The 13,886-nt window shown below is 60.3% G+C and carries 16 protein-coding genes; 9 read left to right on the top strand and 7 right to left on the bottom strand.

The features are described from left to right. Positions 1-48 precede the first annotated feature (48 nt). Together miaB and WD823_RS13485 are read right to left on the bottom strand one after the other, a co-directional pair. Positions 49-1,398 carry a tRNA (N6-isopentenyl adenosine(37)-C2)-methylthiotransferase MiaB gene (gene miaB / locus WD823_RS13490; RefSeq protein ID WP_368430018.1) on the bottom strand — a complete coding sequence of 450 codons (1,350 nt, stop codon included), beginning with the start codon at positions 1,396-1,398 and terminating at the stop codon, positions 49-51. Positions 1,399-1,516: 118 nt separating this feature from the next. Next, on the bottom strand, positions 1,517-1,675 hold the full coding sequence (locus WD823_RS13485) for a hypothetical protein (RefSeq protein WP_368430017.1): 159 nt from the start codon (positions 1,673-1,675) through the stop codon (positions 1,517-1,519). A gap of 379 nt (positions 1,676-2,054) precedes the next feature. On the opposite strand from WD823_RS13485, the gene WD823_RS13480 reads away from it, so the two are divergent. Further along, positions 2,055-2,294, top strand: a complete 240-nt coding sequence (locus WD823_RS13480; protein ID WP_368430016.1) for a hypothetical protein — start codon at positions 2,055-2,057, stop codon at positions 2,292-2,294. A 6-nt stretch (positions 2,295-2,300) separates the two neighbouring features. On the opposite strand, the gene WD823_RS13475 is transcribed toward WD823_RS13480, so the two are convergent. Next, positions 2,301-2,888, bottom strand: coding sequence for a sigma-70 family RNA polymerase sigma factor (locus tag WD823_RS13475; RefSeq protein WP_368430015.1), 588 nt, complete (start codon positions 2,886-2,888; stop codon positions 2,301-2,303). Between the two features lie 211 nt (positions 2,889-3,099). On the opposite strand from WD823_RS13475, the gene WD823_RS13470 reads away from it, so the two are divergent. The 8 genes from WD823_RS13470 to WD823_RS13435 all read left to right on the top strand — a co-directional run bounded on the left by WD823_RS13470 (position 3,100) and on the right by WD823_RS13435 (position 10,701). Then, entirely contained in the window at positions 3,100-4,581 is a 1,482-nt protein-coding gene (locus WD823_RS13470) for an NAD(P)/FAD-dependent oxidoreductase (protein WP_368430014.1), read from the top strand. A gap of 1 nt (position 4,582) precedes the next feature. Beyond that, complete coding sequence (locus tag WD823_RS13465; protein ID WP_368430063.1) at positions 4,583-5,557, top strand: DUF3179 domain-containing protein; 975 nt, start codon at positions 4,583-4,585, stop codon at positions 5,555-5,557. A 51-nt stretch (positions 5,558-5,608) separates the two neighbouring features. Then, positions 5,609-6,064 carry a DUF302 domain-containing protein gene (locus tag WD823_RS13460; protein ID WP_368430013.1) on the top strand — a complete coding sequence of 152 codons (456 nt, stop codon included), beginning with the start codon at positions 5,609-5,611 and terminating at the stop codon, positions 6,062-6,064. 33 nt (positions 6,065-6,097) lie between these two features. Continuing rightward, positions 6,098-6,829, top strand: a complete 732-nt coding sequence (locus WD823_RS13455) for a TVP38/TMEM64 family protein (protein WP_368430012.1) — start codon at positions 6,098-6,100, stop codon at positions 6,827-6,829. After that, positions 6,826-7,908 carry an anion permease gene (locus tag WD823_RS13450; RefSeq protein ID WP_368430011.1) on the top strand — a complete coding sequence of 361 codons (1,083 nt, stop codon included), beginning with the start codon at positions 6,826-6,828 and terminating at the stop codon, positions 7,906-7,908. Before WD823_RS13455 ends, WD823_RS13450 begins: the two co-directional genes overlap by 4 nt. Positions 7,909-7,919: 11 nt before the next feature. Further along, a complete protein-coding gene (gene arsS, locus WD823_RS13445; protein WP_368430010.1) occupies positions 7,920-8,885 on the top strand; it encodes an arsenosugar biosynthesis radical SAM (seleno)protein ArsS in 966 nt (321 codons plus the stop codon). Positions 8,886-9,090: 205 nt separating this feature from the next. Beyond that, complete coding sequence (locus WD823_RS13440; protein WP_368430009.1) at positions 9,091-10,215, top strand: methyltransferase domain-containing protein; 1,125 nt, start codon at positions 9,091-9,093, stop codon at positions 10,213-10,215. A 222-nt stretch (positions 10,216-10,437) separates the two neighbouring features. Next, the gene (locus WD823_RS13435; protein WP_368430008.1) at positions 10,438-10,701 is read left to right on the top strand and encodes a hypothetical protein; all 264 of its coding nucleotides are present in this window, start codon (positions 10,438-10,440) and stop codon (positions 10,699-10,701) included. 75 nt (positions 10,702-10,776) lie between these two features. Here WD823_RS13435 and WD823_RS13430 read toward each other — a convergent pair whose 3' ends face one another. From WD823_RS13430 to WD823_RS13415, 4 genes are all read right to left on the bottom strand, one after another. Next, a complete protein-coding gene (locus tag WD823_RS13430) occupies positions 10,777-11,547 on the bottom strand; it encodes a 3-hydroxybutyrate dehydrogenase (RefSeq protein WP_368430007.1) in 771 nt (256 codons plus the stop codon). A gap of 3 nt (positions 11,548-11,550) precedes the next feature. Next, positions 11,551-12,726, bottom strand: a complete 1,176-nt coding sequence (locus tag WD823_RS13425; RefSeq protein ID WP_368430006.1) for an acetyl-CoA C-acetyltransferase — start codon at positions 12,724-12,726, stop codon at positions 11,551-11,553. Positions 12,727-12,740: 14 nt separating this feature from the next. Continuing rightward, complete coding sequence (locus WD823_RS13420; protein ID WP_368430005.1) at positions 12,741-12,983, bottom strand: hypothetical protein; 243 nt, start codon at positions 12,981-12,983, stop codon at positions 12,741-12,743. A 291-nt stretch (positions 12,984-13,274) separates the two neighbouring features. Then, positions 13,275-13,886: TIGR00366 family protein (locus WD823_RS13415; protein WP_368430004.1), on the bottom strand; the 612-nt coding region annotated here is incomplete at its 5' end.

Raw genomic sequence — 13,886 nt, 5'->3', positions numbered from 1 at the left:
TTTCGGAAATAAACCGGCATCAATTAAGTCTTAAAACCGGGAGGTAAATCAAGCGCTGCGTGCTTGCGGCGGGGTAAACAGCCGTCCGCGCAGGGAATTGGTCAGCGACTCGGTGATGACTACGTCCACAAACTGCCCAATCAGGTTTGCTCCGGAATGGCTGAAATTGACGACGCGGTTGTTCTCGGTGCGGCCGCACAGCTGCCGGGAAGTCTTGCGCGCCGGCCCTTCCACCAGGATGCGCTGTGTCGTGTTCACCATGCGCCGGCTGATCGCTGCGGCCATTTCGATATTACGGCGCTGCAGGTGCGCCAGGCGCGCCTCCTTGACATCCCGTGGCGTGTCATCCGTCATTTCCGCCGCCGGCGTGCCGGGACGCGGGCTGTACAGGAAGCTGAACGAGGTGTCGAAACTTACTGCTTCCATGAGATTCATGCTCGCGGAGAAATCCATTTCGGTTTCTCCCGGAAAACCGACGATGAAATCCGTGGTCACACTGATTCCCGGCCGGACTTCGCGCAACCGGCGGATTTTCGATTTGTATTCGAGCACGGTGTGGCCTCGTTTCATGAGCGCCAGAATACGATCGCTTCCGCTCTGCACCGGCAGGTGCAGATGTCCGGCGAGCTTCGGCACTTCGGCGTAGGCCGAAATCAGCCGTTCGTTGAAAACCTGGGGATGCGAGGTGGTGAAACGGATCCGCCCAATGCCGTCGATTTCGGCGATGTAGCGAACGAGCCGTGCGAGATCGGCGGTTTCTCCGGTATGCATGGCTCCGCAGTAGGCGTTGACGTTCTGACCGAGTAATATCACCTCGCGCACCCCCTGTTCGGCCAGATGCACGACTTCCGCGATTACGTCGTCGAACGGGCGGCTGAATTCCTCGCCGCGCGTGTAGGGCACGACGCAGAAAGTACAATATTTGCTGCATCCTTCCATGACTGACACGAACGCGCGCGCCCCTTCCACGCGCGGATCCGGCAACCGATCGAATTTTTCTATTTCGGGAAACGATATGTCCACGGCCGGACGGTGGGTAGACAACACCCCATCGAGCATTTCCGGCAAGCGATGCAGGGTCTGCGGCCCGAAGACCATGTCCACGTACGGCGCGCGCCGGAGGATGGCCGCGCCTTCCTGGCTGGCGACACAACCGCCGACCCCGATAACCAGGTCGGGCCGGGACGTTTTCAGTTCACGCCACATTCCGAGCTGGGAAAACACCTTTTCCTGGGCTTTTTCGCGGATCGAACAGGTATTGAGCAATAACACGTCGGCCAGCGCCGGGTCTTCGGTGGTTTCCAAACCGTGGCTGACCGCGAGCGCATCCGCCATGCGCGCGGAATCATATTCGTTCATCTGACAGCCGAAGGTTTTGATATAGAGTTTGCGCGGCATGGTCGGGGGTTGGCCAGCGGAATCTGCGCTTAATCTACCGCCAGCTCGGGAAGATTACCAGCCAACAAAACGCGGGGGCTCACGCCGCCCGCGCTTTATCGCCGGATCAAGGGAATTACTACCGGGATTTTTCGTTGATCTGAGAGAGTATCGCTACCACGAGTGCGACGACGCACAAGACGAAAATATAAAAGATGTTTTCCAGAAGTTGCGAATTAGTCGACGCGAGATAGGTAATTATTGTCGGTGTACCAATCCAGAAACTAAGCTTTAGCATGACACTTCCCCTCCTGCAAGGATAAAGTCTGCGGGAGGGGCGCAGGCCCAACAGTCCTTTCTACCCGCAGTTCGTCCCTTGAGTTAGAGTCTTGGTCGGCCTTATCGGGTTCACAAGGTTTGACCGACACAAGGCGGTCTGCCGGGGATAGTCGGAATACCTTAACGATTCAACGATTGACAGGTTTGTAGTAGCCGATCGATTCAAAATGCCATTTTTATCGTTAAAAAGCCGGTTTGATCCCCTTCCAGTAGCGCTCCCCGGCGCTCAGGGGGTTGCCGCTCAGGATATGGAGATTCATGTGCGGGAGACGGGTTTCAATGTGTGCCGGTAATGCAGCGGTGTGGAGCGCCGCTGATAAGCGGCGCGATTACCGAAGATGATCAATATTGCGGGCGATACGTTCCAACGCCTCGGCAGAAAGTCTTATCCGCTCATTTTCCTCCCGTTCCTGCGACGCGAAGTGGCGCAACGCTTGGCGCAAAAAATCCATCTGCCGCTTGAAATTGGTGCAGGCCGCGCAAAGCAACAAGTGCAAACGCATGCCGATCCGCTCACGCCAGAACAGTCGACGATCGTACGACTGCGACACAATCAGCGAGGTCTGTTTACAGGTTAACATCATTTATTCGCTCGTCTTTTGTCCAAACCAGTGGTTTTCCAGACATTGCCTCAGCCGCAATCGCGCCCGATGCAGCAGTACCCATAAATTGGTCGTGGTGATCCCAAATACCTTACAGGCTTCGGTGCTGTCGAAACCTTCCAGCTCGCACAAAGAAAAAACCCGCGCATGACGTGACGGGAGGGCGTCGAGACATTTGGACATTACCTTCCAGAATTGCTTTTGCTCCAAAGCGCGGGTGGGATTTACCCAGTCAGACGGCGGAGTTTTCCAATTACCCGAGGGATCGAACATGGCCTCGGTATCCAGGTCTTCCCCGGTCATGTCGCCCGACGCCACCTCCCGGGCATGTTTACGCAGATAATCCACAAGTTTGTTTTTCAGGATTCCGATAAGCCACGTGCGTTCCGCGGAACGACCGGAAAAACCATGCCGCCCCTGAAATGCGGCAACCAAGGTTTCCTGAACCAGATCTTCGGATTGGGTTGTGTCCCTAAGCCTGGAAAAGGCATAGCGATATAGGGCGTCGCCATGGTCCTTGAGCCATGATTCGGGATTGGTATGGGATAATGAGGGAGTTTTTTCCTGCATGATTTGTCCAAGACATAGTAAAGTGTCCGCCCCGGATCGGCAACCGATACAGCCGGAAATAAATTACTGTCGTATTACCGTGTGCGGCTGAGTGTAAGGTCAACTCCAGTCACACGACTAACCCGTTGAGTGCGATCAACCGGCCCGGTGACGAGTTTTCTTAGTGAAACGACACGCGCTCCGCGTTATCGAAGTAAAAAGCGAGACAAACATGCAAACAGATTACGATATCTGTGTCATCGGTGGCGGCGCAGCCGGGCTGGTGGTAGCCGCCGGCGGAGCCAAATTGGGCGCCAAGGTGGCGCTGGTCGAAACCCGCGCTTTGGGAGGGGATTGCCTGCACTATGGCTGTGTGCCGAGCAAGACGCTGCTGCACGCGGCCAAGGTGGCGCAGACCATGCGCGACGCGGCGCAGACCGGGCTCCCTCCCCACGTTCCGGAGATATCGCTTGCCCATGTCATGGAACACGTGCAGGACGTCATCGATCAGATCAAGCCCAACGACAGCCCGGAGCGTTTCCGTGGCCTGGGTGTTGAGGTTATTTTCGGCGCCGGTCATTTTATTGACCGCTATACCTTCAAGATAAACGACCGGTTACTTAAGGCGCGTCGTTTCGTTCTGGCCACCGGGTCACGTCCGATGGTTCCGGCGGTGCCGGGTCTCGAATCAATACCGTTTCTGACCAACGAAAGCGTATTCGACTTGCGCGAGCCGGTACCGCACCTGCTGATACTGGGGGCGGGACCGATCGGTATGGAAATGGCTCAGGCCTTTCGACGATTTCGCAGCCAGGTCACGGTGATCGATATCGGTCAGCAGGCGCTCCCGCGCGAAGACACGGATCTCGTCGGCGTCGTTGAGGGGCGCCTCAAGTCGGAAGGGGTCAAATTTTATCTCGGCCATCGGACACGGCGGGCCGAGGGCAACGCCGGTGATATTGCTTTAACGGTCGAATCTCGCGAAGGTCATGAGACCTTGCTGCACGGTACCCATCTGCTCATCGCCACCGGGCGCGCGCCGAATGTGGAACAATTGGGACTGGAGGCCGCCGGGGTCGGGCAGGAAAACGGACGGCTGAAACTCGATGCGCGCCTGCGCACGACCAACCGGCGCATTTTCGCCTGCGGCGACCTCGCCGGTCCTTACTTGTTCACGCACATGGCGGAACATCAAGCCGGCGTGGTCCTGCGTAATGCCCTGTTCCATCTTCCCGCGCGGGCCCAAACAAAGAAGGTGCCGTGGTGCACCTTTACCGATCCGGAACTTGCACGCGTCGGCATGTCGGAAACTGAAGCGGCGAGTGCCGGAATTTCTCATCGTGTCTACCGCTTTCCCTTTTCGGACATCGACCGCGCCGTGACCGATGTCGACACCGCCGGATTCGCCAAGGTTATCGCCGATCGCCGCGGTCGGCTGCTCGGTGCGGCGCTGGTCGGCGCGCACGCTGGGGAATTAATCCACGAATACGCGCTGGCGCTTTCCAAGAAAATGAAAATCGGCGATCTCGCCGGCGTGATCCATATTTATCCTACCCGCGCACAGATCAATCGCCGCGTAGCCGAGCAACGCGCGAAAGAGGCGCTTACGCCTTCGCGCCGCCGTTGGCTGCAACGTCTCTTCGGTCTGCGTGGCGGCAAGGCGGCGACCGAGCTCCCGGTCACGGAGGTGGCGCGTGCACCGGCTCGGGATTAGCGTGTTGGCCGTCGTGCTCGCGAGCGCAGCGCTCGCCGAACCGGTCAAGAATGGCTTCGACCTCGCCGGCGCGCTTATTCCGCCCGAGGCCGTCGAGTCCGGCGGTCCGCCGCGCGACGGCATTCCCTCCATCGATCAGCCGCGCTTTGCGCCGGGTACGCGCGTCAAGTTCGTGCGCGACGAGGACCGCGTGCTCGGCGTGAACCGCAACGGCGTCGCCAAGGCCTACCCGATCCGGATCCTGAACTGGCACGAGATCGTTAACGACACGTTCGGCGACGAACGCATCGCGGTGACGTACTGCCCGCTGTGCGGTACCGGCGTGGCCTATGTCGCCGAGGCCGGCGGCCGCAAGCTCGCTTTCGGGGTCTCGGGGCTGCTCTACAACAGCGACGTTCTGCTCTATGACCGCGCTACCCAATCCCTGTGGTCGCAGCTCATGAATCAGGCCGTCGCCGGCCCGATGAAGGGCGCGCGGCTCACGGCCATTCCGCTTACGCACACCACTTTCGCCGACTGGCGCGCCCGCCATCCCGACACGCTGGTGCTCACGCCGGAAACCGGCTATTCACGCGACTACCACCGTGATCCCTATCGCGGTTACGAAAGCTCGGCCGCGCTCTTTTTCAAGGTGAGCCGGCTCGACAAGCGTCATCATCCCAAGGAGCTTGTAATCGGCCTAGAGGTCAACGGCCGTTTCAAGGCCTATCCCTTCGCGGCCCTGGAACGCACGACCGGCGATGTGCGGGGATGCACAAGTGTCGCGAGCGCGCCGGGATGCGCGCCGCGAGCGACCGAGCTGCGCGACACGGTGGGAAGCCGCGCCGTCATCGTGCGTTTCGATCCACAAAACCGTACCGGCGCGGTCCACGACGCCGCGAGTGGCGCGGAGATCCCAAGCGTCATCGCCTACTGGTTTGCGTGGTATGCGTTCCATCCGGACACCGATGTGTTCGAGTCCGCCACCGGCGGTTGACGGCGGCTGCGGAACTTGAACAACATCCAACCCACAACAAGGAGGACATTCATGAAGCCTGCACATTACCCGGTTGCCGCGCTTGCCCTGTTCGGCGCGTCGTTCGCCTGGGCCGCCGACGTCCTGATCACGGTGCCGAGCGCGCACGACGCCAAAACCACCATGGACCGGCTGGAAGCGGTCGTAAAACAGAAAGGGATGAACGTGTTCGCCCGCATCGACCATGCCGCCGGCGCCGCCAAGGTGGGCAAACAGCTGCGCCCGACGGAGGTTCTCATCTTCGGCAACCCTCAGGGCGGCACGCCGCTCATGCTGTGCGCCCAGACCGCGGGTATTGACCTGCCGCTCAAGGCTCTGGCGTGGCAGGACAACACGGGGAAGGTCTGGCTCGGCTACAACGACCCGGTCTGGCTCGCCGGACGCCACCAGGCCGGCGAATGCGGCGAAGTCGCGCAGAACATAAGCAAGGCGCTCGCCGGATTCGCGCAAGAAGCCACTCGCCGTTAACCATTGATCGACTGCCCTCTTCCCAGCCAACCCATGACAGCGGAAACCAGACCCCACGACTCCCGCCGCCACGCGGCGGTCAAGACGGTGATCATCCTGATCCTGGTCGCCGGTCTGGTCGCGTTCTTCGCATTTGGAGGAAACGATCTGCTCACGTTGAACACGATCAAAACGCACCGCGATCAGCTCCTGGCATTCGCCCAGGAACGCCTGTGGACGGCGCTCCTGCTTTGGGGTCTGTTGTATGCCGCGGTCGTGGCGCTCAGCATACCCGGCGCCACCGTCTTGTCGCTTGCCATCGGCTTCGTGTTCGGCCGCGTCACGGGCACGCTTTTGATCGTGGTCGCGGCAACGCTCGGCGCCATTCTGTTGTTCCTCGGGGCCCGCTATCTGTTCGCCGATGCGGCCCGCGAGCGCCTGGTCCGCAACGCACGGGCGGCGCGGCTACTCCAGGGTTTCGAGCACCGGGCATTTCACTATCTGCTTTTTTTGCGCCTGGTGCCGCTGTTTCCATTCTGGATGGTCAATCTCGCGTCGGCCTTCACTTCCGTGCCGCTTCGAACATATGCCCTGGCCACCGTGATCGGCATCATTCCCGGCAGTTTCGTGTTTGCCAACCTGGGGCGCTCCCTCGCCAGCATTGATTCCCTCGATAACCTGGTTTCGTGGGAAGTGCTGGCTTCATTTGGTCTGCTCGGTTTGTTCGCGCTCCTGCCCATAATCTTCAAGCGGCGCATTGACACCACGCAGAAGGGAACCTTATGAACACCGCCGCCCTGATATTAATCGGCACACCCGTTCTGCTGCTCGCCTGGGTCAACGGCGCCAACGATGTTTCCAGGGGCGTTGCCACCCTGGTGGGCTGCGGACTGTGCGACGCGCGCCGGGCCATCCGCTGGGGCACGCTGTTCACGGTGCTCGGCGGACTGACCGGCATCCTGTGGGGCGGCGTGCTGGCGGCCAACTTTAGCACCGGATTTCTCGCGCCGGATTACCGTCCCGATACGGCATTCATGGCGGGCGCCATAGCCGGCGCCTTCGGCTGGGTCGGCCTCGCCACCCGTTTCGGGTGGCCAGTCTCCACCACTCATGCACTGCTCGGCGGCATCGCCGGCGCCGCACTCATCGCCATCGGTCCGGACGGACTGCACCTCGCTGTCATTACCAACAAAGCCGTCGCGCCCTTGCTGCTCAGCCCGCTGATCGCGATCCTGCTTTGCTGGCTGCTGCTGCGGGCGTCGCGCTGGGTGACGAACCGCTTGCCGGACTGGCGGCCCGGCTGCTGCGCCGAAGACGAGTGGCGCGCCGATCCGTACGTTTGTGCCGAACCGCGCCAGCCCGGGCACACCTGGCAACAGCGGCTGCTGCGCGCGCTCCACTGGTTGAGCGCCGGCGCCACCAGTTTCGCCCGCGGCCTCAACGACGTTCCGAAAATCGCCGCGTTTCTCATTCTGCTCCTGGCCGGCACGAGCCTCCCGCAACCCGATGCCTGGGTCGTGGCGATCGCCCTGGTCTCCCTGGTCATGGGCGCCGGCAGTCACTGGGCCGGCAAGCGCGTGACGCGGGTGCTGGCCCATCGTGTGGCCCGACTGGACCCGGGCCAAGGTCTGACCGCCAACGCCGGCACAGCGTTGCTGGTGCTGATGGCCTCGCCGCTCGGTCTACCCGTCTCCACCACGCACGTCAGCACCGGCGCACTGATGGGTATCCGTTTCGCGGATCGCTCCGTGCCCACACAGGCGGATGCGCTGCGCGCTATCCTGCTGGCGTGGATCGTGACGCTGCCCGCGGCAGGAATTCTGGCCGCCACCGCCACGTTTCTCTCCCAACAACTTTATCACTGAGATATAAAATCATGCACGCGATACTTCACCGACTCGAACTCAGCGATTTTCCTGCCATCACCCGCGCCCAGCTGGAAACGTTGCAGGTTAATCTTGGTTACCGCTGCAACCAGGCTTGTTTGCATTGCCACGTCAACGCCAGCCCGCAACGAAAAGAAATGATGGACGAGAAAACGATCGAACTGGTAATTGCCTTCCTGCGTCATCGGGGAATAAAAAAACTGGACCTCACCGGCGGCGCCCCGGAATTGAATCCCCGGTTCCGTTATCTCGTGCAAGCCGCCGCACAAATGGGAGTTCACACCATCGATCGTTGCAACCTCACGATTCTCGAAGAACCGGGCCAGGAGGGCCTGGCGGAGTTCCTGGCGGAAAACCGCGTGGAAATTACCGCCTCGCTGCCCTGCTACCTGGAAGAAAACGTCGAGCGGCAACGCGGGCCGGGTGTGTTCGCTACCAGCCTGCGGGCGCTAAAACGCCTGAACGCCATTGGATACGGGGTAACCGGTTCGGGACTTACGCTCAATCTGGTTTACAACCCGCAAGGACCCGTGCTGCCTCCGCCGCAGGCGGCACTCGAGGAAGACTATCACCGGGAACTCAAGACACGCTATGACATCGTGTTTAACCGTCTCTTTATCATCACCAACATGCCCATCCAGCGCTTTGGCAGTACGCTGGTTTCCAAAGGTCAATTCAAGCCGTACATGACCCTGCTCAAGCAGGCGCATCGTGATGAAAACCTCGAGCAGGTCATGTGCCGCCGGCTGATCAGCGTGGATTGGCGCGGATACGTGTACGACTGCGATTTCAATCAGATGCTGGGCCTGCCCTTGGGCGGTGGCGCCAAACCACGAATGCATCTCACCGATTTGTGGCACGAGGATCTGGAGGGCAGAGCCATTACCGTCGCCGATCACTGCTACGGCTGTACCGCGGGCGCCGGCAGCAGTTGCGGCGGCGTGTTGAGTCAGTAAATAACCACCGGATTCAAGCCGCTGGTATTTGATGTTTCCGGATTGAACCGACCGACTTCCCCTCTCCCACAGGGAGAGGGCAAAGGGTGAGGGGATCTTACCCCTCATCCCCACCCCTTCTCCCGCAAGGGGAGAAGGGGGCGAGCCGTGGCGCGCGAGGCGCGCGTTCTTTCACTTTGAACACGATATAAAACGGAGGCAATCCATGGGTCAACAACAGCATATCCTCGAACGTTATTCGCAAGCCGCGCAATCGGCGCAAGCCGATCTGTGCTGTCCGGTCGATTACAACAGGGAATTGCTGGCGATCTTGCCGCCGGAGATCGTCGAGAAAGATTACGGCTGCGGCGACCCTTCGCGCTACGTGCGCGCGGGCGATACTGTGCTCGATCTCGGCAGCGGCGGCGGCAAGGTCTGTTACCTGGCCGCGCAAATCGTCGGCAAGCAGGGGCGGGTGATTGGCGTGGACATGAATGACGACATGCTGGCGCTCGCGCGCAAATACCAAAACGAGATGGCAGCCAGGCTGGGAGGCGATCGCGTGCGTTTCGTCAAGGGCCATATCCAGGACCTGGCGCTCGATCTCGAGGCCACGGATCGGTATCAGAAATCGAATCCGGTGTGTGACGCCAACGACCTCGCGGCCCTGCTGGCGTTCCAATCGCAACAACGTGCACTACGCCCGTTGATCCCCGATTCCTCGGTGGACGTGGTGATTTCGAACTGCGTCCTCAATCTGGTCAACGAGTCCGATCGGGCGCAAATGGTGCGCGAGATTCATCGTGTGCTCAAACCCGGCGGACGCGTGGCGATTTCGGACATCGTGAGCGATGAAACGGTCCCGGAATCGCTCAAAAACGATCCCGCATTGTGGAGTGGTTGCATCTCCGGCGCTTTTCAGGAGCAGGCGTTTTTGCAAGCCTTCGCCGACGCCGGATTTCTCGCCGTCGGTTACGACAAATGGGATGCGAAACCGTGGCAAATCGTTCACGGCATCGAGTTTCGCTCCGTCACGCTCACGGCGGTAACAGGCGATAACGCGCCTTGTCTGGATTATGGTCATGCCGTGATCTACCGCGGACCTTATGCCTCGATTACCGACGATGAAGGGCATGTGTTCCCGCGTGGCCAGCGCATGGCGGTATGTGAGCGTACTTTCCGGTTTCTCACGCAAGGTCCGCTTAAGCATGACTTTATCGGAATCCTGCCCGTGTCACCGCGCATTCCCCCGGCAAGTTGGTGCCTCCCGGCCGGGGCACCGCGTCCGGCCGCGGAAACCAAGGGTGCCGGGCCTGTTTCGTCCTATTTGTCCGACACGAAGTGCTGTTAAAACCACAATTTTTATATGGGAAGTAGGAGGCCAAAATCTATCGATCGTTATGTTAATGGTGACCGCGCAAACGCGACTAATAGTCGTGTCGCCGCGGCTTGGCTCCCAGTAAAGAGTTAGGCGCGATTGCACCATTGTCGTGAATCGCTGTCATAGGTCTCACGTGCATGATAACCATGCATGCTCTCATTCAATCAACTCAATATAAATTGGAGATCAGACATGAATGCTAAAAAACTCACCGGCCTCGCCCTGGCCACCGCGGCCGCCGGGCTATTTGCCACCGCCTATATCACCCCGGTTCTGGCCGCCAAACACATGGCCGAGAGCAAGGTGCAGTGCAAGGGCGTGAACAGCTGCAAGGGCCAAGGCGCCTGTCAAACCGCCACCAACGCCTGTAAGGGACAGAATAGTTGCAAGGGTCAGGGATTTCTTGAGATGTCCAAAGCGGATTGCGATGCCGCCCTGGCAAAATTGAAAAAATAACAGTAATCCACGCGTTTTCTTTCCATTGAAGTAATAACGCCGGGTGTCCGCACAGACACCCGGCTTTTTAATCCGCTAGCGCGCCGTCCACCCGAGGTCCATGGACAGTGCAGCACCGGTGAACACACCGCCGGGCGGACTGCAGAGGTAGGCAACAAACTCCGCAACCTCTTCCGGCTCGATGAGGCGTTTCACCGCCGCGGGTTCCAGCATGATTTTTTCGATCACTTCTTCCGTCGGAATGCCGCGTGTGCGGGCCTGGTCGGCGATCTGGCTGTTCACGAGCGGAGTGCGGACGTAGGCGGGACATATGGCGTTGACGGTAATGCCGAAGGGGCCGCCCTCAAGCGCCGCGGTGCGCGTGAGCCCGATCAAGCCATGCTTGGCGGACACGTATCCGGCTTTATGCGGAGACGCGACCTGGCCGTGGATGGAGGAGATATTGATCACCCGCCCCCAGCGCTGCGTCTTCATGGCCGGCCAGGCATAGCGTGTAAGCAAAAACGGCGCGGTCAGCATCACCGCGATCATGTTGTCCCAGATGTCCTCGGGAAAATCTTCGATCGGGGAGACGTGCTGGAAACCGGCGTTGTTCACCAGGATGTGGATCGTCCGGTAGCGTGCCAGCGTTTCGTCGATCAGTTTCCGGCAATCCGCGCGCCGGCTTGAATCCCCCTGGATAAAAAAACCGCCGATGTCCTGGGCGACCTGCGCGCCGCCGGCCGAGATATCGGCGACGACCACTCGCGCGCCCTCCGCCGCCAGCCGCTCGGCGATGGATTTGCCGACGCCGCTCGCCGCACCGGTCACCACCGCGACTTTTCCCGCCAGGTTTTTTCCCGTCATAGGCTAGCGCTCCACGGCCAGCGCCACGCCCATTCCCCCGCCAATGCACATGGAGGCAAAACCTTTTTTCGCGTCACGCTTGATCATTTCGTGGATCAGCGTCACCAGGATGCGGCACCCCGAGGCGCCGATCGGATGACCGATCGCGATGGCCCCGCCGTTGACGTTGATTCGATCCATATCCCATTTCATCTCGCGGATGACCGCGAGCGATTGGGCGGCAAACGCCTCATTGAGCTCGATGAGGTCGATGTCCTGCGGTTTCCAGCCGGCCTTGGACAGACAGAGCTGACTCGCCGGTACCGGGCCCATGCCCATGATTTTCGGATCGAGCCCGGCCGAGGAATAAGCCTTGATGCGGACCAGTGGTTTCAATCCCTGTGTTTTCGCTTTTTTCGCACTCATCACCACCACCGCCGCCGCACCGTCGTTGATGCCCGAGGCATTGCCCGCGGTGACGGTCCCGTCTTTGCTGAATGCCGGTTTGAGCGTGGCGAGCGAATCGACCGTGGTGCCGTGGCGGGGATACTCGTCGGTGTCGAATATAATCGTGCTCTTCTTGTGGGCGATTTCAAGCGGAACGGTTTCTTCCTTGAACCGAAAGACCTTTTGCGCCGCTTGGGCCTTCTGCTGTGACGCGGCGGCGAAGGCGTCCTGTTCCTTACGACTGATACCGTACTTGGCGGCGACGTTTTCGGCGGTCACGCCCATGTGGTACTGGTTATACACATCCCACAGCCCATCAACGATCATGCTGTCGATGAGCTTGGCGTCTCCCATGCGAAAGCCGTCACGCGATCCGGGCAACACGTGGGGCGCGGCGCTCATGTTCTCCTGGCCGCCGGCAATCACAATTTCGGCATCGCCGCACTTGATGGCCTGGGCGGCAAGGTGAACGGCCTTCAACCCGCTGCCGCAAACTTTCCCCACCATCATGGCGGGAACCCTGTCCGGCAACCCGGCTTTCAGCGCCGCCTGGCGCGCCGGATTCTGGCCGCACCCGGCGGTGAGCACCTGACCCAGGATGACCTCGGAAATCTGCCCGGGATCAAGACCGGTTCGATCGAGCAGTGCCGCAATCACACGCGCGCCGAGTTCCGACGCCGGAGTCTGCGAAAGTGTTCCACCAAACTTGCCCACCGCCGTGCGCGCCGCGGCCACGATAACGACTTCATCCATTTTCTACTCCTTGGCTACAACGATTTCTTCAGAACTCGCTCCGGTTCGCCACCGACTCCGTGACGGAAAGCGAGTACACCCACGACAAAAATCGCGCCCTGGACCACCGTCACCCAGGCACCGAGTTGCGCGAGATAATTTTCCATATTAATTCTGCCAGTCAGCTCCTGACGGTCACGAAAGTACGCCAGCGCCTCCGGATTGGCCAGAGTCGCGATATTGTCTTTCGCTTCCTCCGCCTCGATGCCCATGTCCACGAGCCGGTCCTTTAGACAGGATTGACGGGATTGGTACAGACATCAAGACCGCTACCCCGGTTTCATGGATTTGATCTTATTTAGTCCGGTAAACATGGTCCGGGCGAGCGGGCGCGCCGAGTACCGGGTGGGGGGCGCGTTCGTGTGGGACCCGGAATGCGAAACTCACTCCGGCCCCGTTCTTCGCGCCTTCAAATAACCATGGCCGGCTGTCCTCAGCCGGCCATGGTGTTCAGCCCTTACCCCGGTAACTAGTGGCCGGGTTTAATCGTGTGAATCCCGGCTAATTTTTCAATAGGGCAGCCAGGTCAGCAGGATCGCAAAGAACGGCAGCAACGCGAACATCAGCGTGATGCAATAGCCGAACATGTCGCGCGCGCGCATGCCGGTGAGGCCGAGCAGCGCAATCGCCCAGAACGGCTGGAACAGATTGGTCCAGGCATCGCCGGTGCCGTAGGCGATGATCGTTTTGCCGATCGGCACCCCGAGCCCCTGCCCCGCGCGGATGAGTGTTTCGCCCAGTACGGCCCACTCCCCGCCCCCGGACGGCACGAACAGGTTGACGAACCCCGAAGCGAGCCACGCCATCATGGGGAAGGTGGTGGGGCTAGCGATGCTGATCAGCCAGCCCGCCATGATGACGCCAAGCCCGGAGAAGCTGATCATGCCCATGATCCCGGCGTAGAACGGGAACTGCAGGATGACCCCGGCGGAGGCGCGAACCCCATCATAGAAGGCGAGCAAGTACTGGTAGGGCCGCAGGAAAAGGGCGAGCCCGACGATCAGGAAGATGAAAATGACGATGTTGAGATCGAGCGTGCCGCCGCCCCAGAAGTGCATCACGATGTAGATGAGGCCCATCAAGGCGATGAGCCCGCCGAGAATCACGCTGTTGTTGATGCG

Source organism: Sulfuricaulis sp., assembly GCF_040901545.1.
Classification (GTDB): Bacteria; Pseudomonadota; Gammaproteobacteria; order Acidiferrobacterales; family Sulfurifustaceae; genus Sulfuricaulis.
The sequence above is the reverse complement of the archived record's forward strand: the minus strand, read 5'-3'. Positions and strand labels throughout refer to the sequence as shown.